The organism is Microbacterium commune, from assembly GCF_014836945.1.
Taxonomy (GTDB): Bacteria; Actinomycetota; Actinomycetes; order Actinomycetales; family Microbacteriaceae; genus Microbacterium; species Microbacterium commune.
In genome coordinates, this window is record NZ_JACSPX010000001.1 from 1602293 (window position 1) to 1618609 (window position 16317).

Below are 16317 nucleotides of genomic sequence, written 5' to 3' on the forward strand. Positions count from 1 at the left end.
ACCTGCCGCACCCGGGCGGAAGGCTGCCCCGCCGGCCGACCTGAGATACTGGAGGCGCCGCGACGTGGCGGCGGGAGGGGAGCGACATGTCCGAGTACGAGACGATCATTGTCGAACAGCAAGGACGGGTGGGCTGGATCACCCTCAACCGGCCCGAAGCGCTGAACGCTCTGAACGGTCAGGTCTCCGAAGAGGTCGCGGCAGCGGCATCCGCCTTCGACACCGACGACAGCGTCGGCGCGATCGTGGTGACCGGCTCCGAGAAGGCGTTCGCCGCGGGAGCCGACATCAAGGAGATGGAGTCGAAGACCGGCGCCGAGATGCTCGACACCGACCACTTCGGCGCCTGGACTCGCTTCGCCGCCGTCAAGACCCCCGTGATCGCCGCCGTCTCGGGCTACGCGCTCGGCGGGGGCTGCGAGCTGGCGATGATGTGCGACATCATCCTCGCCGCCGACACCGCCACCTTCGGCCAGCCCGAGATCAATCTCGGCGTGGTGCCCGGCATGGGCGGGACGCAGCGGCTCATCCGCGCGGTCGGCTACTACAAGGCTGCCGAGCTCATCCTGTCGGGCCGTCTGATCAAGGCCGACGAGGCCGAGCGGATCGGACTCGTCTCGCGCGTGGTGCCCGCGGCCGACCTGCTGCCCGAGGCGACCTCGCTCGCCGAGACCATCGCATCCAAGTCGCTGCCGTCGCTGTACGCGGCCAAGGCGACGCTGGATGCCGCGATGGAGACCACCCTCGAGGCCGGCCTCGACGTCGAGAAGCGTCAGTTCGCCGCGCTGTTCGATACGGCGGATCAGAAGGAGGGGATGGCCGCGTTCCGCGAGAAGCGCCCCCCTCATTTCCAGCACCGATGAGCATCGCCATGGAGACGCTGCCTGACGACGACGACCTGACCCTCTCCGAGGACGACCGCCGCGCGCTCGTGCAGTGGACGGTGGCGTGCGCCGAGCGGATGCTGCCGCTGTTCCTCGCCGAACGTCCGCACGATTCGCGCCCACGTGAGGCGCTGGATGCCGCACAGGCGTTCCTGCGCGGCGAGCTCGGGATCGACGAGGTGCGCGAGCGGGCGTTCGCCTGTCATGCCGCGGCTCGCGAGTCGACGGATCCGAATGCCATCGCCGCCGCGCGCGTGTGCGGTCAGGCTGCCGCGGTCGCGCACATGGCCGGGCATGCCCGGCAGGTGCCCCGCTACACCGCGAAGGCGTTCCCCGGCGACCGCTCACGTCGCGACGAGGAGCTCGCCTGGCAGCGGATGCGCGTGCCCGAGCGCTTCGATCACTACGTCTACGACGGCGACTGACCCCGGTTCCTGCTTTCGAATCGCTCACCTTGCAGGGTTCGGGCCGTAGACCCCGCAAGGTGAGCGATTCGAAACCCGCCTCGGGGTCAGAGCGGATCGGGCAGTGGCCGCGGGTCGGTGAAGTCGCCGGCGTTCTTGCGCAGCCGGGCGACGATCCCGACGAGCGAAGCCGCATCGTCAGCGTCGAGGCCGGGGGAGGCGAACACCTCGGTGTTCAGCGCCGCGGTGGCGCGCTCGACGAGGTCGCGTCCGGACTCGGTCAGGGTCAGCAGCGCGGCGCGTCCGTCGTGCGGATGCGGGTCGCGGCGCACCAGACCGTCGCGCACCAGACGCTCCGCCGTGCTCGTGACGCTGGTCGCGTGCACCTGCAGGCGGGCTACGACGCTCGACAGCGGCAGCGTGCCGGTGCGGCTGAACGCGAGAAGGCGCAGCACCTCGTAGCGGGCGAAGGTCACCTGGAAGGGCTTCAGAGCGGCATCCACCCGAGCCAGCAGCAGCTGCTGGGCGCGCATCACCGACGTGACCACGGCCATGCCCTCGGCGGCGTCGGTCCAGCCGTGCGCGAGCCACTGCCTCTTGGCCTCGGCGAGGGGGTCGATGGGGAGCGGTCGGGGACGGGCCATGGGTCAACGGTAGCCGCAACCGGCCCGCCGGCGTTCGGGACTCAGTATCATGAGCAGTGACACCTGATTCCAGATGATCGCGCGGGTAGGATCGAACCTGCGTGAGGGAGGTTCGATGAAGATCTACGTCCTGGTGAAGGAAGTGCCCGACACCTATGGAGACCGCAAGCTCGATCTCGAGACCGGCTTGGCAGATCGAGCGGCGGGGGATGTGGTGCTCGACGAGATCACCGAGCGCGCGCTCGAGGTGGCCCTGTCGTACGCCGACAAGAACCCCGGCACCGAGGTCGTCAGCCTGTCGATGGCCCCCGAATCGGCCACCGCATCCGTCCGCCGCTCGCTGGCGATCGGCGCCGCCTCCGCCGTCCACGTCGTGGACGACGAGCTGCGCGGAGCCGATCTGACCCTCACCGCAGAGGTGCTCGCCGCCGCGATCCGTCGCGGCGAGCCCGACCTGGTCATCACCGGCAACCTGTCCACCGACGGCGTGGGCGGTATCATCCCCGCGATGCTCGCCGAGCACCTCGGCTGGGCGCAGGCGACCGCACTCAGCGCGGTCGAGATCGGCGACGGGCAGGTGACCGGCACCCGCGCGGGCGACGCGGGCACCCAGGACGTCACCGTTCCGTTGCCGGCCGTCATCTCCATCACCGAGGCGCTTCCGGATGCCCGCTTCCCCAACTTCAAGGGCATCATGGCCGCGAAGAAGAAGCCCCTGGAGGTGCTCTCGCTGGCCGACCTCGGGGTGTCGGCCGACCCGGCCGTCGCCCCCCGCACGATCATGACGAGTGTCGCGGAGAAGCCCGCGCGCGCCGCCGGTGTCAAGATCACCGACGAGGGAGACGCCGCAGCGCAGCTCGTCGAGTTCCTCGCGCAGAACAGGCTGGTGTGACATGGCGTATCCCGAGAAGTCCATCCTCGTTCTCGTCGACGTCGACCCGTCGGGTGACGCGGCCAGCAGCACCGCGGCGCTCATCGGCGCCGCCGCCACGATCGGAGCGCCGGTGGCGCTCATCGTCGGCGGCAGCCAGGCGGCGACCGACGTCGCGGCTCAGGCCGGCGCGCAGGTCGTGCTGACGACGCTGGGCGACGCCTCGTCGCTGACCGTGCCCGCCGTCGACGCCCTGCAGGCCGCCTACCGTCAGGTGCAGCCGGATGCCGTGCTCATCTCGAACTCGATCGCCGGGCGTGATGTCGCCGGGCGCTTCGCCGTGCGCGAGAAGCTCGCGCTCTCGGTCGACGTCGTCGGCGTGTCCCGTGACGACGAGGGCGTGACCGCGCAGCACTCGGTCTACGGCGGTTCGTACCTCACGGAGTCGGCGCCCACCTTCGGCACCCCCGTCATCACCGTCCGCCAGGGCGCCGTCGACGCACGCGCCGAGGCGGTCGCCTCGCCCGTGGTCGAGGAGCTGTCGGTCACGGCATCCGGTGCCGCGGCCGCCACCGTCGGCGAGATCGCCGCGGAGGAGAAGACCTCGTCGCGGCCCGAGCTGCGCGGAGCCACCCGGGTCGTCTCGGGCGGCCGTGGCCTGGGCTCGAAGGAGAAGTTCGTCCTCGTCGAGCAGCTCGCCGACGCCCTCGGTGCCGCGGTGGGCGCATCGCGCGCCGCGGTGGATGCCGGGTACATCCCGTACGCGCACCAGGTCGGCCAGACCGGGGTGTCGGTGTCGCCGCAGCTGTACATCGCGCTCGGGATCTCGGGTGCGATCCAGCACCGCGCCGGCATGCAGACCGCGAAGACGATCGTGGCGATCAACAAGGACGGCGACGCGCCGATCTTCGACGTCGCCGACTTCGGCATCGTCGGCGACGTGTTCACCGTGGTGCCGCAGGTGATCGAGGCACTCGAGGCCCGGAAGAAGTGACCATGGCCGGATCCATCCGCCGCGGCCTCCCGCGGGTGAAGGGCGGCGAGCCCTGGCCGCCCGCGATCGAGGTCGAGGCGCCGGCCGCTGCGGTCGCCGAGGTGCCGAGTGCGCCGGATGCCGTCGAGCCCGCCACGTCGTCGCACATAGAGTCCGTGCAGCCGGCGACAGGTGGTGCGGTCGCGTCCGCCGCGACAGAGGCCGCTGCCGCTGACCCGGCTCCGGATGCCCGGACGCCGACCGGCGTGAGCCTGCGGCGCGGGCTTCCGCGGGTCGCCGGCGGGGAGCCCTGGCCCCCCGCGAGCGACACGACCGTGGCATCCGCAGCCCGCGCGACCGCCGCCCCCGCCGCGGTGCGCGCCGCAGCCGCTGCGGAAGCGCCGAGTGAACCGGTCGTCGGCGACACCACTGCGTCGCCCCGCGAACAACCGGTGCAGGCGACGGAGAGCGGTGCACTCGCCGCACAGGGCCTCGAGGGCGACGTCGCGGCATCCGGATACGCGGTGCGCCGCGGTCTTCCGCGCGTGGCCGGAGGGGAGCCGTGGCCTCCGGCCGGAACCGTCCCCGCGCCGGTGGGGGATACCGCCGCACCCTCCGCCGTCCCGACCGCCGACGTCGCCCCGACGTCCGCCGCCCCGACCGCCGACGTCGCCCCGACACCCGACGTCGCCACGACGTCCGACGTCGCCACGACCGCCGATGTCGCCGCATCCGAGGCTGTCCCGCCCGCGGACGTCACGGCCGCGACAGCCGTCACCCGCACACGCGATGTCTCCACCCCGCTGTCGTACCCGCGCACGGTCTGGCCGGGCCGCGCGCCCCGGCACGCGGCCGCACCGCTGCCCGAGCCCTCGCCGCTGCGTCCGTCGTGGCCGCAGGCCATCGGCGGGCTGCTGGGACTGGCATCCCTCGGCCTGGTCGCTGTGGCCGCGGTCTTCCTCGTCCGCACCGTCCTCAGCACGCCGCTGATGCAGGACTTCCTCGCGACCTACCCGGGCGAGTACCACCCGGCCGTCGACGTCGAGCCGGGTTTCGCCCCGTGGGCGAACTGGGCGCACTTCTTCAACATGTTCCTGATGGTGCTGATCATCCGCTCGGGTCTGCGCGTGCGCAGCGAGAAGCGGCCCACCGTGTTCTGGACTCCGCGCCGCAACCCCAAGGGCAAGATCAGCCTGACCCTCTGGTTCCACCAGGCGCTCGACCTGCTGTGGATCATCAACGGCGTCATCTTCGTCGTGCTGCTGTTCACCACCGGGCACTGGGCGCGCATCGTGCCCACGAGCTGGGAGGTGCTGCCGAACGCGCTGTCGGCCGGCCTGCAGTACGTCTCGTTCGACTGGCCCACCGACAACGGCTGGGTGAACTACAACAGCCTGCAGCAGCTGGCCTACTTCGTCACGGTGTTCATCGCCGCTCCGCTCGCGATCGTCACCGGATTCCGGATGTCCGGACTGTGGCCGAAGAAGGCCGAGAAGCTGTCACGGGCGTACCCGGTGGAGTGGGCGCGTGCGCTGCACTTCCCGGTGATGCTGTACTTCGTGGCGTTCATCATCGTGCACGTCGCCCTCGTGTTCCTCACCGGCATGCTGCGCAACCTCAACCACATGTTCGCGGCGCAGGGCTCCGTCGACGGTGCCGAGTACGCGGCGAACTGGACGGGTTTCTGGGTGTTCCTGCTCGCCATGGCCGTGATCGCCGCCGGCTGGTTCGCGGCGCGCCCCCTGGTGCTCGCCCCGATCGCGAAGCTGTTCGGGCAGGTGTCCGGCCGCTGAGCCGGCCTCCGTGTGCTCAGCGTCGCCCCCCCCGATCTGCGGAGGGGGCGACGCTGGCGAAGAAGACGCGGCGTCAGGCGCGGACGAACCGCACCTCGGTGAGCGTCTCGCCCAGGAACGGCTCGGTGTGGCTCTCGCCGTCGAGCGAGAAGCCGTTGCGCTGGTAGAAGCGGTGCGCGCGGGGGTTGTCGTCGGCCACCCACAGGTAGCAGGGCTCGCCCTCGTAGACGGCGGCGTCGAAGAGCTTCTGTCCGATGCCGGTGCCGTGGTGCGCGTCGAGCAGGTAGATGAAGTACAGCTCGCGCAGCGCCGGTGCGTCCTTATCGCGGGCGGGGCCCGAGCCCACGAAGCCGACGATCTCACCGTCGACGAGTGCGGCGCTCATGCGGAAGTCGTCGCCCTGGCGCGCCCAGTTCGTCCACAGCTCCGCCATGCGGCGAGGGGAGATCCGCTCGAGGGCGGCCTTGCTGATGAGGTGGTCGTAGGTCTCGTGCCAGCACTGCGCGTGCACGCGGCCGAGGGCCTCCGCATCGACATCGCGGACGGGTCGGACGATGATCTCGGTATGGGCTTCGGTGCTCATGGTCGTGACTCTACGCGCCGCTGTCGCGGACCGGAAATCGGCGGATGACACATCTGTGCTCATGTGGTGATCAGCCAACGAAGTTGGGGGTTTCCTCGTGGATCACTACTATCGCCCCTTGTGAATGTGATCTGGCGCACCCTTCTCGTCATCCTGCAGGCCCGGCTGGGCACGCGCCGCGGTGGCGCTCTCGACCCCGCTGCGGTCAGCCGCATCCGCGTCACCACCCTGCCGACGGACCTCGACATCCTGCGGCACATGAACAACGGCCGATACCTCTCTCTGTTCGATCTCGGCCGCTGGGATCTGCTGATCCGCACCGGGCTGTTCGACGCCATGAAGGATCGCGGCTGGTACGCGGTCGTCTCGAGCGAGACGGTCACCTTCCGCAAGTCGCTGCAGCTCTGGCAGCGTTTCGACATCGAGTCGCGCTTCGTCGGTCACGACGACAGGGCCGTCTTCCTCGAGCACCGTGCCGTGGTCGACGGGGAGGTGTATGCGCGGGTGATCGTGAGATCGCGGATGCTGCGCCGCAGCGGCGGCACGGTAAGCAACGAGGAGCTGTTCGCCGCCGTCGGGAAGCCGCAGGGGCTGCCCGAGGTCGAGCCGTGGATCCACGACTGGGCGTCGGCCTCGGCGCTGCCCTCGACGAAGAGCCCGGCGCCGAGCCTCTGGCGCTGACTGACGACGGCCCGCGCGCGATAATCTGAGCGCGTGGGGGAGATGCTCAAGGTTACCGGGCGCGTGCTGTGGCGACACTGGCCGTCGCTGCTGGCGTGGTATCTCGCGGGTGTGGTGGCGCGCTACTGGCTGATCGTCCTGGCCGGGTTCGTCGGGGCCTACACCTCTGTCGGTGGATTGATGATCCTCCCGCTCGCGGTGCTGTGCCGGCTGATCAGCCTGGTGGGCATGCTTCTCGTGCTGCGGGATGGGCTGCGCTCCCTGCAGGCCGTGGCGCCGCTTCCCGATTCGGCGGCCGACCGCCGCCGCACCTTCCTGACCGCGCTGCTCGCGAGCATCCTGCCGTTCTTCGCCATCTACACCGCGCAGGGGCTGCTCGGCAGTGACGTGCAGGCGTACTCGCTGCGCGCGCTGGAGAAGAACAGCGAAGAGATCGGCGCGACGCTCGGCACCGACCGCACCTTCGATCCCGGCGACAACATCACCGAGCTGTCCTTCAACGCCTGGACGATCGCGATCATCGTGGCGGCCTTCGCCGCCCGATGGGCATGGGGTCGCTGGTCGGCGAAGCTGCCCAAGGTGCTCAGCCTCGCAGCCGTGTACTGCGAGGTCGTCTGGGTCTTCTTCTCGCTGCTCCTGCTCAAAGACGCGGTCGACAGCGCGACATCGTGGGTCGACACCCGCGTCGCCATGGTGTGGGTGGCGGACGCCCGCGAGGCGGTGACGGGCTGGCTGGCGCCCTTCGTGTGGGTCGGCGACGGCATCGGATGGCTGCTGGGCCAGGCGGGTCCGGTGCTGCTGGAGCCGATCTCGTGGCTCACCGTCGCCGGAGTCGTCTACGGGCAGGCGATCGTCGCCGAGAAGCTGCAGATCCAGCACAGGCTGGTCGCGGAGGTACGCGAGCGCATCGCCCGGGTGCCGAACCCGCTGATGCGCCGTCTGCGTGATCTGGGAACGGAGCTCGCGTCGCGTGTCCTCCCGATCTGGCGAGCCGTCCTTCTGATGTGGCGTGCGGGCCCGGTGACCATCGCGTCGTATGCGCTGCTGTACACGGCGGTCGTCGTCGCCGGATCATGGCTGGACTACGGGATGGGTCGCGCTCTCGGGCCCCATGATCTGTACGAGTTCTGGACGGTGTACTGGCCGGTCATCTTCCTCATCCCCTCCCTGATCATCGAGCCGATCCGGATGGCGGTGATCGCCGGCGCGTATGACACGACGTTCGGCATGCTGCGTCGCGCGCAGGACGAGAGAACGGATGCCGCGGCACCGACCACGGTCGAGGAAGCCGACGCCGCGGCGATCACCGCAGCCGCCGGCGTGCTGCCCACGGCGTCGCCTCGAGGATCCGAGCCGACCGGCGCGACCGCGGTGCCCGCGCTCTGATCCGGGTGGAGCCGGTCAGGGATCGATGCTGAACCGCAGGAATCGCGACTCGGCGTCGTGCGGCTCGATCTCGAGCCGGTACGGTCCTTCCGCGTCTTCGGGAACGACGTAGGGGAGCAGGAGCTGATACGGCTCCGCCGTCTCGCCGTCGAGGGTCGGCACGCAGACCTCGGGCTCCTCCCGGTCCCACGGCAGACCGATCTGCCCGCGCACCGATTCCCACACCCGTCCTGTGCCCTGCTCGATCAGCCGGGGCGCCCAGCATGTCGGGCCCTTCTCGCCCAGCGGGGTGATCTGCACGGTGACGCCGATCAGGGTGGTGTCGTCGGGCACCGTCAAGCCCGAGGTGTCGGTGATGGCCTTCGCGCGCACCGGTCCCCACTCGGCTCCTTCGAGCACCACGGTTCCGGACTCTCCGGGTTCGACGGCCCACAGCGGCTTGCCGGAATCGGGATAGGCGTACTTCCACTCCCACCAGCCCGCCCCTCCGATCGCCGCCAGCAGCAGAACGGCCACGGCGCACAGCGCCACCGCGTTGCCGCGCCACCACCCGCGTCGCTCGGTCATCACTCGGCCCATCCGATCTCGTCGAGGCGGACTTCCCGCTCCACAGCAATGTCGTCGAGATCGAGGGAGACCTCGACGATCCCGTCAGCCGCGTAGTCGTCGTTCTCCGCGAACACGAGCATGGCGGAGCCGGTCAGCGCGTCCTCGGGAAGCTCGAAGGCGATGCTCCCGTGCTGCGGCACGCCGGTGACCAGCGGAAGCTGCACCATCGAGGTTCCGCGCTCGGTCGCCGAATAGGTCCGATCCCCGATGCGCAGGTCGGTCACCCGCAGGGCGGCGCCGGACTGGTCCCGCGTCGAGGCCGCGTCGAGGTCGACGACGAGCCAGGTGCCCTCGGCTCGCCAGCTCCCGTCCGAGACGGCGCGGGCGGCGTGGACGTCGGTCACCGTGACGGCGATGTTGCGGGCCTCCGCGTGCTCACCGACCTCCGCATGTGTGACGAAGGGGTCGTAGCGCGCGTCCTCATCCTTCTGCAGCTGGGTCAGACCCCAGGCCCCCACCACCAGTGCGATCGAGAGCGCCCAAGGGGCGGCGGCCTTCACGAGCCGCCGACGTGCGTCGGATCCGGGAGTCGGGACGGTCACGGCTCGACCACCTCCCGGTCGGCGGGAACCGCCGCCACAGGCACGGTGACGTAGGCGCCGGTGCGCACATCGGACCAGTACGTGCCCCGGGTGACGAAGGCGCCCTCGGAGCGCGTGGAATCCGGCAGCACGAGGCGGACCTCGTCGCCCGGCGCGATGGCATCCGCATCGATCGTCCAGGCCAGACGCACCCGCGTGGGGACGTCAGGCTGCAGGTACGACAGCACGCTGTCGTCTTCGACGCGCCGGGCATCGGAGCGCACGATCTCGACACCGTCGATGTGCACGCCGCTGAGCGAGTGAGGGGCGAGTGCGATGCGCGGCTCACTGAACAGATTCGTCACCTCGAGCGTGACTATCAGGGTCTCTTCGCCCTCGTCGGGCACGACCCCGGCGCCCTGCACCTCGCCCCCGACCTCGGCACCGAGCACGGCGATCTCGAGGTCGGATCCGACGTAGTGCTCGCCGACTGCGAGCTCTTCGGGAACCGGCTGCGGAGCCGGCTCGAGTCCTCCGAACGCGGCGGTCGCGCCCAGCAGCACGGCTCCGGCACCCGTGATGATCCACCCCGTGGGGATGCGGTCGGCCATCGTCCGCGCCCACGCCGCTGCGCGCGCCTCGGACGCGGCGCGGTTCGCGGCATCCGCCTCGTTCTCCCCCACGCACACAGCATAGAACGCCCCGGTTCCGCGCCCTGCGGCGGATCGTGCCTAGTCTGGATGCATGGCAGAGCAGTCATCGTCGCCCACGGATCGTCACCTGGCCGATGCCGCCGCAGCGCTCGCCCGGCGGTGGGTGGACGAAGCCGCCCAGGCCCGTCTCGATCCGGCCGCCCAGCGTCTCGCCGGCGTGCTGCACGACCCGAAGGGGCTGCCCTTCACCCTCGGATTCGTCGACGGCGTGATGCGCCCGGAGAGCACGGCGGCCGCGGCGTCGATGCTGCACCGGGTCGCGCCGCTCGCCCCCGACTTCCTGCCCTGGTATCTGCGGCGGCTTGTCAGCGACCGCCGTGCCTGACCGTGTGCGCCTGGTCGGCGGACGAGCTTCGGTGGCGTCTCTGCACCGTGCTCTCGCCGCGGCGGTCGCGGGTGATCCCGATCTGGCGGTCTACGACGGCGAGGTGACCTCTGCCGGACGCCTCGAACTGCTGCCGTTCGTGCACGAGCAGGCGATCTCCATCACCGCGCACCGCTTCGGAACCCCCGACGACTGGAGTGCCGACGTGATCTGACCCGATCCGAGCAATGTAAAAGATTCTTGACATCGCGGCGCCGGCCGCTCTACTCTCCATGTAAAGAATCTTTGACACGGAGGTATGGTCATGGTGTACCACGAACGCGTGGCGTGGGCGCAGCTCATCGCCTCGGTCATCACGCTCACGGGCTACATCGCTGTGCTGCTCATGCAGTCGCGAGGCGGCGACATCAGCACGGTCGACTGGCTGCCTCCGATGCTGTGGACGATCGGCGCGGGCATCGCCCTGAGCATCGTCATCAGCATCCTGTGGGGCATCGCCGCCGGCCTTCGCGATCCGCAGTCGGCGACAGCGTCCGACATCCGCGACCGCGACATCAGCCGTCTCGGCGGCCGCGTAGAGCACTCCTTCCTCGTGATCGCCGGACTGGGCGTGATCGCCCTGTGCGCTGCCGGCGCCGAGCTGTTCTGGATCGCCAACACCATGTTCCTCGGATTCGCCGTCTCGGCGCTCGTCGGCGGCATCGCACGGGTCACCGCCTACCGTCGCGGGCTGGTCTGATGGTCAAGCCGACCCTCGTCACGAACACGATCCGGGCGCGGCGGGAGGAGGCCGGGATGACACAGGCCGACCTCGCAGCCCGGATCGGCGTCACCAGGCAGACCCTCATCGCGATCGAGCAGGGGAAGTACTCGCCCACCCTCGAGATCGCATTCCAGATAGCCCGAGCATTCGGCATGCCGCTCGAATCGCTCTTCCAGTACCCGGAGGACTGAGATGACCGCGACCATGAGCGCCTGGGTGCAGGACGGATACGGCCCGGCCTCGGGTGTGCGTCTCGCCGAGCGGGCTGTTCCCGAGCCCGGCCAGGGCGAGGTGCTGCTGCGCGTGCACGCTACCGCGCTGAACTCGGGTGACGTGCGGATCATGCGCGGTGACCCGCTGCTCGTGCGGCCGGTGTTCGGCCTGCGCCGCCCGCGCAACCCCGTCCGCGGCATGGACGTGGCGGGCACGGTGGTGGCGCGGGGATCCGATGTCGACATCGTGCGCGTCGGCGACGACGTGGTCGTCGAGCTGCCGGGCGGGGGAGGGCTCGCCGAGTACGCGGTCGCGCCCGCCGCGCGGCTGGCCGCGCGCCCGCCATCCGTGTCGACGTCGGATGCCGCGACCCTGCCGATCGCCGCGGGAACAGCGTGGCAGGCCCTGGTCGCGGCCGAGGTCGGTGACGGGCAGCGGGTGCTCGTGCTCGGCGCCTCGGGCGGCGTCGGCACGTTCGCGGTGCAGCTGGCGGGACTGCGCGGAGCCGACGTGCACGCCACGTGCAGCGCACGCAACCGGGTGTCGCTGGAAGCGCTCGGCGCCACGGTCGTCGATCGGGAGGCTCCCCTGACCGCGCTGCCGGCCGGCGGCTATGACGCCGTGATCGAGATCGCGAGCGGGGCCCCGCTGCGCGGGCTGCGTCGCCTCGTGCGCGACGGCGGCTCGGTCGTGCTCGTCGGGGGCGACGGCGGGCGGGTGCTCGGACCGGTGCCGCGGATGCTGAGGGGCGCGCTGCTCTCCATCGGCGCGCGCCGCCGCATCCGCTCCCTGACGGCGAAGACCCGCCCCGAGATCCTCACCGCGCTGCTGGATCTCGCCGCCGGGCGACTGCATCCGCTGATCGAGCGGGAGTACGCGTTCGCGGACGCCGGTGACGCGCTCGCGCACGTCGAGGCGGGGCACACGGTGGGAAAGGTCGTCGTGCGCGTCGCGGAGTGATGCGCGCGGGTGGCGGCTGAGGGCATCCGGATGCAAAAATGGGTGTGGCGTGCCTGTGTCGCATCTTCCCCGTGCTCCCGCCGAGGAGCGGGTCGAACTTCCGCCAGGCCCCTGGACAGCGTCCGCCGCACCTTTCCCGAGGAGCACTCATGTCCACGCCTGAAACCGCGACCCTTCGACAGGCTCAGGGGCCCAGTGATGTGGCCACCCGCACCGCCCACCGCCGCCGCTACCTGATGTGCCGGCCCGAGCACTTCACGGTCAACTACTCCATCAACCCGTGGATGGAGCCCGCCCGCCCCACCGACACGGCCAAGGCCGTCGCGCAGTGGCAGAAGCTGTACGACCTGTACCTCGAGCTGGGCCACGAGGTCGAGCTCATCGAGCCGCTCGCCGGCTACCCCGACATGGTCTACACCGCCAACGGCGGATTCGTCATCGGCGGACGCGCCTACGTGCCCGAGTTCCGGTTCGTCGAGCGCCAGGGCGAGGCGCCCGCCTTCGCCGACTGGTTCCGCGCCAACGGCTTCGACACCGTCATGCCGGAAGAGGTCAACGAGGGCGAGGGCGACTTCCTGCTCGTCGGCGATGTGATCCTGGCAGGAACGGGCTTCCGCTCGACCGGAGACAGCCACCGCGAGGTCGGTGAGGTGTTCGGCCGCGAGGTCGTCTCACTCAACCTCATCGACCCCCGTTTCTACCACCTCGACACCGCCATCGCGGTGCTCGACCCGGTGCAGGGCGTCGAGAACGGCGGACCCGAGCGGGCCAACATCGCGTACCTCCCCGGCGCGTTCGACGACGCCAGCCGCGCGATCCTCGAAGAGCGCTTCCCCGACGCCATCCTCGTCTCCGATGAGGACGGCGCAGTGTTCGGGCTCAACTCCGCCAGCGACGGGTGCAACGTGATCATCTCGCCGCGCGCGAAGGGCTTCGAGAGGCAGCTACGCGAGCGCGGCTACAACCCGATCACCGTCGACCTGTCCGAGCTGCTGCTCGGCGGGGGCGGCATCAAGTGCTGCACGCTCGAACTGCGAGGTGCATGATGTCGACCACCGAGACCGAGACCGTGCTGCACGAATCGGCGAATCCTGAGCCGCACGTCGCCGAGAACTACCACCCGCTTCCCGTCGTCGTCGCCGAAGGCGGCGGCGTGTGGGTGACGGATGCCGACGGCAAGCGCTACCTCGACCTGCTCGCGGCGTACTCGGCCGTGAACTTCGGCCACCGGCATCCGGCCATCGTCGAGGCGCTCGTCGCGCAGCTGGGTCGGGTCACGCTCACCAGCCGCGCGTTCATGAACGACCAGCTCGAGCCGTTCGCCGCCGCCCTCGCCGAGCTGTGCGGCAAAGACCTCGTGCTGCCGATGAACACCGGCGCCGAGGCGGTCGAGACCGGCATCAAGGTCGCCCGCGCGTGGGGATACCGGGTCAAGGGCATCCCTTCGGGCCGGGCGCGGATCATCGTCGCGGCCGGCAATTTCCACGGCCGCACGACCACGATCATCAGCTTCAGCGACGACGAGCAGGCCCGCGACGACTTCGGTCCGTACACGCCCGGCTTCGACACCGTGCCGTACGGCGATGCGGACGCGATCGCCGCGGCGATCACCGACGACACCGCCGCGGTGCTCATCGAGCCGATCCAGGGCGAGGGCGGCGTGATCATCCCGCCCGAGGGGTACCTGCGTCGTGTGCGCGAGATCTGCGACGAGCGCAACGTGCTGTTCATCGCCGACGAGATCCAGTCCGGTCTCGGCCGGGTCGGCGAGACCTTCGCGTGCGACCGCGAGGGCGTCGTGCCCGACCTCTACCTGCTCGGCAAGGCGCTCGGCGGCGGCATCCTGCCCGTCTCGGCCGTCGTCGGCGATCGGGACGTGCTGGGCGTCATCCGCCCCGGTGAGCACGGCTCGACCTTCGGTGGCAACCCGCTGGCGGCAGCGGTCGGCCGGAAGGTCGTCGACATGCTCAGCACCGGCGAGTTCCAGGAGCGCGCCCGTCAGCTCGGCGCTCACCTGGCGGCGGCGCTCGAGTCGCTCGTCGGTCACGGCGTCACCACCGTGCGCATCGCCGGACTGTGGGCAGGTGTCGACATCGACCCGACATACGGCACCGGTCGTGACATCGCCGAGAAGCTGCGCGAGCGCGGCGTGCTCGTCAAGGACACGCACGGTCAGACCATCCGCATCGCTCCGCCGCTGGTGATCCGCGCGACCGAGCTCGACTGGGCCGTCGAGCAGCTGCGCCTCGTGCTCGAGGGCTGACCCGACGCGACGGCGCGCGCCGCGCTGAGAAACCACTGTCGGCATGACGAACCACGCTCGCGCGGGTTTCTCACGCTGACAGTGGTTTCTCGGCGTCAGGAGACGGTGACGTCGATCGTGTGCCACCCGCTGGCGCCATCCGGCGCGGGCGCGGCCACGGCGTCGGTCTGCACGGTGCCGTCGGCGGCGATCGCACGGCAGCGGATGCTGTGCTCGCCGGCTTCGGCGCGCCAGGGCATCCGCCACTGCACCCAGGTGTCGGCGGAGAGAGCGGATGCCAGCTCGGCGCGCTCCCACGGCCCGTCGTCGATCTGCACGTCGACGCCGGAGATCCCGGTGCCAGGCTGCCAGGCGACGCCGGCGATCACCGCATCGCCGGCGTCGACGGCACGACCCGCTCGCGGAACGTCGATGCGGGACTGCAGTTTGATCGGCCCCCGCTCCGACCAGCCGCGATCGGTCCAGTAGGCGCGTGCACGGTCGAAGCGCGTCACCTCGAGGTCGGTGACCCACTTCGTCGCCGACACGTAGCCGTACAGCCCCGGCACGACCATCCGGACGGGGAAGCCGTGCGCCAGCGGCAGCGGCTCGCCGTTCATGCCGATCGCCAGCAGGGCATCCCGGTCATCGGTGAGCGCCGCCAGCGGCGTACCCGCGGTGAATCCGTCGGCCGACGTCGAGAGCACCATGTCGGCGTCCGCGTCGACACCGGCGCGCTGCAGCAGCTCCCTGATCGGATACCCGAGCCAGACGGCCGTGCCGACCAGGTCGCCGCCGACCGGGTTCGACACGCACGACAGCGTCACCGCGCGCTCGGTCAGCGGGAGCGCCAGCAGCTCGTCCCAGGTGAGGGTGACCTCGTCCGCGACCATGCCGTGGATGCGCAGTCGCCAGTCGGCCGGGTCGACGGTCGGCACGATCAGCGCGGTGTCGATGCGGTAGAAGTCGCGGTTCGGGGTGATCAGGGGCGCCAGGCCCGGCACCTCGAGGGCCGCTCCCGACGGCACGGCAGGCGCCGGCGTCGCCGGGCGGGGCAGCCGGATCGCCTCGCGCACGGTCGAGACCGCGGCCGACCCCGCCTTCGTCAGGGCACCGGCGACACCCACGGCCACGCCGACGAGAGCGGTGCCGCCCGCCCACGCCAGGAAGCGTCGTCGCGACGGGTCGGTCGCCGCGTCGGGAGCCCTGACCTCGGCGCGATCGGCCGAGGCCGGCGGCGACGCGGTCGCTCCCGCGAACGCCGCACTGCGCAGCAGCATCCGCAGCGCGACCGCGGCGATCGCGCCGGCGAGCACCGACGGCAGCCAGCTCAGCAGCCCCGCATCCGCCCGGGTGAGCGCCAGCGCGCCCGCGGCGACGCCGATCACCGCGAGCGCGATCACCCCGGAGCGCGACCAGCGGGCCTCGGCGATCCCGGCTGCGGCGGCCAGGGCGAGCAGGATGATGCCGATGCCGACGAGCAGCGCGGTCTTGTCGGCGGTGCCGAACCACGCGATGGCGGTGTCCTTCGCCCAGGTCGGGGCGGCGTCGATCAGTGTGCCGCCGATCACGGCGAACGGGCTGGCGGAGGGGGCGAACAGGGCGGCGAGCAGCTCACCTGCGCCCGCACCGAGGGCCGCTGCGCCCACGCCGGCGGCTGCGGCCATGCCGCGCCGCCCGGGTGATGCATCCATCCCTCCAGGCTACGCGCGCCGCGCGGCGGCAGGCCCTCCGCGAGGCTCCGTTGCGTCA

Annotated in this window: 20 protein-coding genes; 14 read left to right on the plus strand and 6 right to left on the minus strand. The window is 70.9% G+C overall.

All coding sequences use genetic code 11. The features are described 5' to 3' along the window. Positions 1 to 86: 86 nt before the first annotated feature. The gene (locus H9633_RS07330; protein WP_191712632.1) at positions 87 to 863 is read left to right on the plus strand and encodes an enoyl-CoA hydratase-related protein; all 777 of its coding nucleotides are present in this window, start codon (positions 87 to 89) and stop codon (positions 861 to 863) included. A gap of 8 nt (positions 864 to 871) precedes the next feature. Further along, the gene (locus H9633_RS07335) at positions 872 to 1309 is read left to right on the plus strand and encodes a putative immunity protein (protein ID WP_191712633.1); all 438 of its coding nucleotides are present in this window, start codon (positions 872 to 874) and stop codon (positions 1307 to 1309) included. Positions 1310 to 1395: 86 nt separating this feature from the next. Here H9633_RS07335 and H9633_RS07340 read toward each other — a convergent pair whose 3' ends face one another. After that, positions 1396 to 1932, minus strand: a complete 537-nt coding sequence (locus H9633_RS07340) for a MarR family winged helix-turn-helix transcriptional regulator (protein WP_071643580.1) — start codon at positions 1930 to 1932, stop codon at positions 1396 to 1398. A gap of 115 nt (positions 1933 to 2047) precedes the next feature. Between H9633_RS07340 and H9633_RS07345 the strand changes: the two genes are divergently transcribed. From H9633_RS07345 to H9633_RS07355, 3 genes are read left to right on the plus strand one after another with little or no spacing between them, the layout of a single operon-like run. Then, the gene (locus H9633_RS07345) at positions 2048 to 2824 is read left to right on the plus strand and encodes an electron transfer flavoprotein subunit beta/FixA family protein (protein ID WP_191712634.1); all 777 of its coding nucleotides are present in this window, start codon (positions 2048 to 2050) and stop codon (positions 2822 to 2824) included. A gap of 1 nt (position 2825) precedes the next feature. Further along, complete coding sequence (locus tag H9633_RS07350) at positions 2826 to 3797, plus strand: electron transfer flavoprotein subunit alpha/FixB family protein (RefSeq protein ID WP_191712635.1); 972 nt, start codon at positions 2826 to 2828, stop codon at positions 3795 to 3797. Positions 3798 to 3799: 2 nt separating this feature from the next. Further along, a complete protein-coding gene (locus H9633_RS07355; RefSeq protein WP_191712636.1) occupies positions 3800 to 5569 on the plus strand; it encodes a cytochrome b/b6 domain-containing protein in 1770 nt (589 codons plus the stop codon). 73 nt (positions 5570 to 5642) lie between these two features. Here the strand turns inward: H9633_RS07355 and H9633_RS07360 are convergent, their stop codons facing one another. After that, on the minus strand, positions 5643 to 6152 hold the full coding sequence (locus H9633_RS07360; protein WP_071643576.1) for a GNAT family N-acetyltransferase: 510 nt from the start codon (positions 6150 to 6152) through the stop codon (positions 5643 to 5645). Positions 6153 to 6272: 120 nt separating this feature from the next. Here H9633_RS07360 and H9633_RS07365 point away from each other — a divergent pair, with 120 nt between their 5' ends. Both H9633_RS07365 and H9633_RS07370 read left to right on the plus strand, forming a co-directional pair. Further along, positions 6273 to 6833, plus strand: coding sequence for an acyl-CoA thioesterase (locus H9633_RS07365; RefSeq protein ID WP_099196885.1), 561 nt, complete (start codon positions 6273 to 6275; stop codon positions 6831 to 6833). A 33-nt stretch (positions 6834 to 6866) separates the two neighbouring features. Next, complete coding sequence (locus H9633_RS07370) at positions 6867 to 8219, plus strand: hypothetical protein (protein ID WP_177243837.1); 1353 nt, start codon at positions 6867 to 6869, stop codon at positions 8217 to 8219. A gap of 15 nt (positions 8220 to 8234) precedes the next feature. On the opposite strand, the gene H9633_RS07375 is transcribed toward H9633_RS07370, so the two are convergent. The 3 genes from H9633_RS07375 to H9633_RS07385 are packed head-to-tail and all read right to left on the minus strand — an operon-like array spanning position 8235 to position 10032. Next, positions 8235 to 8786: a hypothetical protein gene (locus H9633_RS07375; RefSeq protein WP_071643573.1), complete on the minus strand. Its 552-nt coding sequence runs from the start codon at positions 8784 to 8786 to the stop codon at positions 8235 to 8237. Further along, the gene (locus H9633_RS07380; protein WP_191712637.1) at positions 8786 to 9370 is read right to left on the minus strand and encodes a DUF4352 domain-containing protein; all 585 of its coding nucleotides are present in this window, start codon (positions 9368 to 9370) and stop codon (positions 8786 to 8788) included. Before H9633_RS07380 ends, H9633_RS07375 begins: the two co-directional genes overlap by 1 nt. After that, positions 9367 to 10032, minus strand: a complete 666-nt coding sequence (locus H9633_RS07385; protein WP_191712638.1) for a hypothetical protein — start codon at positions 10030 to 10032, stop codon at positions 9367 to 9369. Before H9633_RS07385 ends, H9633_RS07380 begins: the two co-directional genes overlap by 4 nt. A 61-nt stretch (positions 10033 to 10093) precedes the next feature. Between H9633_RS07385 and H9633_RS07390 the strand changes: the two genes are divergently transcribed. From H9633_RS07390 to rocD, 7 genes are all read left to right on the plus strand, one after another. Further along, on the plus strand, positions 10094 to 10387 hold the full coding sequence (locus H9633_RS07390) for a hypothetical protein (protein ID WP_404802957.1): 294 nt from the start codon (positions 10094 to 10096) through the stop codon (positions 10385 to 10387). 31 nt (positions 10388 to 10418) lie between these two features. Next, positions 10419 to 10601, plus strand: coding sequence for a hypothetical protein (locus tag H9633_RS07395; protein WP_071643571.1), 183 nt, complete (start codon positions 10419 to 10421; stop codon positions 10599 to 10601). Positions 10602 to 10691: 90 nt separating this feature from the next. Then, positions 10692 to 11126, plus strand: coding sequence for a hypothetical protein (locus H9633_RS07400; RefSeq protein WP_071643598.1), 435 nt, complete (start codon positions 10692 to 10694; stop codon positions 11124 to 11126). Then, entirely contained in the window at positions 11126 to 11341 is a 216-nt protein-coding gene (locus H9633_RS07405) for a helix-turn-helix transcriptional regulator (RefSeq protein ID WP_099195905.1), read from the plus strand. The genes H9633_RS07400 and H9633_RS07405 overlap by 1 nt, the downstream gene beginning before the upstream one ends. Before the next feature lies 1 nt (position 11342). Then, positions 11343 to 12323, plus strand: coding sequence for an NAD(P)-dependent alcohol dehydrogenase (locus H9633_RS07410; RefSeq protein WP_191712639.1), 981 nt, complete (start codon positions 11343 to 11345; stop codon positions 12321 to 12323). A 149-nt stretch (positions 12324 to 12472) separates the two neighbouring features. After that, a complete protein-coding gene (gene ddaH / locus H9633_RS07415) occupies positions 12473 to 13369 on the plus strand; it encodes a dimethylargininase (RefSeq protein ID WP_404802958.1) in 897 nt (298 codons plus the stop codon). Further along, positions 13369 to 14586, plus strand: a complete 1218-nt coding sequence (gene rocD / locus H9633_RS07420) for an ornithine--oxo-acid transaminase (protein WP_318247223.1) — start codon at positions 13369 to 13371, stop codon at positions 14584 to 14586. Before ddaH ends, rocD begins: the two co-directional genes overlap by 1 nt. 95 nt (positions 14587 to 14681) lie before the next feature. On the opposite strand, the gene H9633_RS07425 is transcribed toward rocD, so the two are convergent. Beyond that, on the minus strand, positions 14682 to 16259 hold the full coding sequence (locus tag H9633_RS07425; RefSeq protein ID WP_191712641.1) for a molybdopterin-dependent oxidoreductase: 1578 nt from the start codon (positions 16257 to 16259) through the stop codon (positions 14682 to 14684). Positions 16260 to 16317: the final 58 nt, after the last annotated feature.

Coding starts and splice junctions, on each gene's coding strand:
- H9633_RS07360 (WP_071643576.1), bottom strand. CDS start 6,152: ATGAGCACCGAAGCCCATACCGAGATCATCGTCCGACCCGTCCGCGAT.
- H9633_RS07410 (WP_191712639.1), top strand. CDS start 11,343: ATGACCGCGACCATGAGCGCCTGGGTGCAGGACGGATACGGCCCGGCC.
- H9633_RS07390 (WP_404802957.1), top strand. CDS start 10,094: ATGGCAGAGCAGTCATCGTCGCCCACGGATCGTCACCTGGCCGATGCC.
- H9633_RS07345 (WP_191712634.1), top strand. CDS start 2,048: ATGAAGATCTACGTCCTGGTGAAGGAAGTGCCCGACACCTATGGAGAC.
- H9633_RS07340 (WP_071643580.1), bottom strand. CDS start 1,932: ATGGCCCGTCCCCGACCGCTCCCCATCGACCCCCTCGCCGAGGCCAAG.
- rocD (WP_318247223.1), top strand. CDS start 13,369: ATGTCGACCACCGAGACCGAGACCGTGCTGCACGAATCGGCGAATCCT.
- H9633_RS07330 (WP_191712632.1), top strand. CDS start 87: ATGTCCGAGTACGAGACGATCATTGTCGAACAGCAAGGACGGGTGGGC.
- H9633_RS07335 (WP_191712633.1), top strand. CDS start 872: ATGGAGACGCTGCCTGACGACGACGACCTGACCCTCTCCGAGGACGAC.
- H9633_RS07355 (WP_191712636.1), top strand. CDS start 3,800: ATGGCCGGATCCATCCGCCGCGGCCTCCCGCGGGTGAAGGGCGGCGAG.
- H9633_RS07405 (WP_099195905.1), top strand. CDS start 11,126: ATGGTCAAGCCGACCCTCGTCACGAACACGATCCGGGCGCGGCGGGAG.
- H9633_RS07400 (WP_071643598.1), top strand. CDS start 10,692: ATGGTGTACCACGAACGCGTGGCGTGGGCGCAGCTCATCGCCTCGGTC.
- ddaH (WP_404802958.1), top strand. CDS start 12,473: ATGTCCACGCCTGAAACCGCGACCCTTCGACAGGCTCAGGGGCCCAGT.
- H9633_RS07350 (WP_191712635.1), top strand. CDS start 2,826: ATGGCGTATCCCGAGAAGTCCATCCTCGTTCTCGTCGACGTCGACCCG.
- H9633_RS07375 (WP_071643573.1), bottom strand. CDS start 8,786: ATGACCGAGCGACGCGGGTGGTGGCGCGGCAACGCGGTGGCGCTGTGC.
- H9633_RS07425 (WP_191712641.1), bottom strand. CDS start 16,259: ATGGATGCATCACCCGGGCGGCGCGGCATGGCCGCAGCCGCCGGCGTG.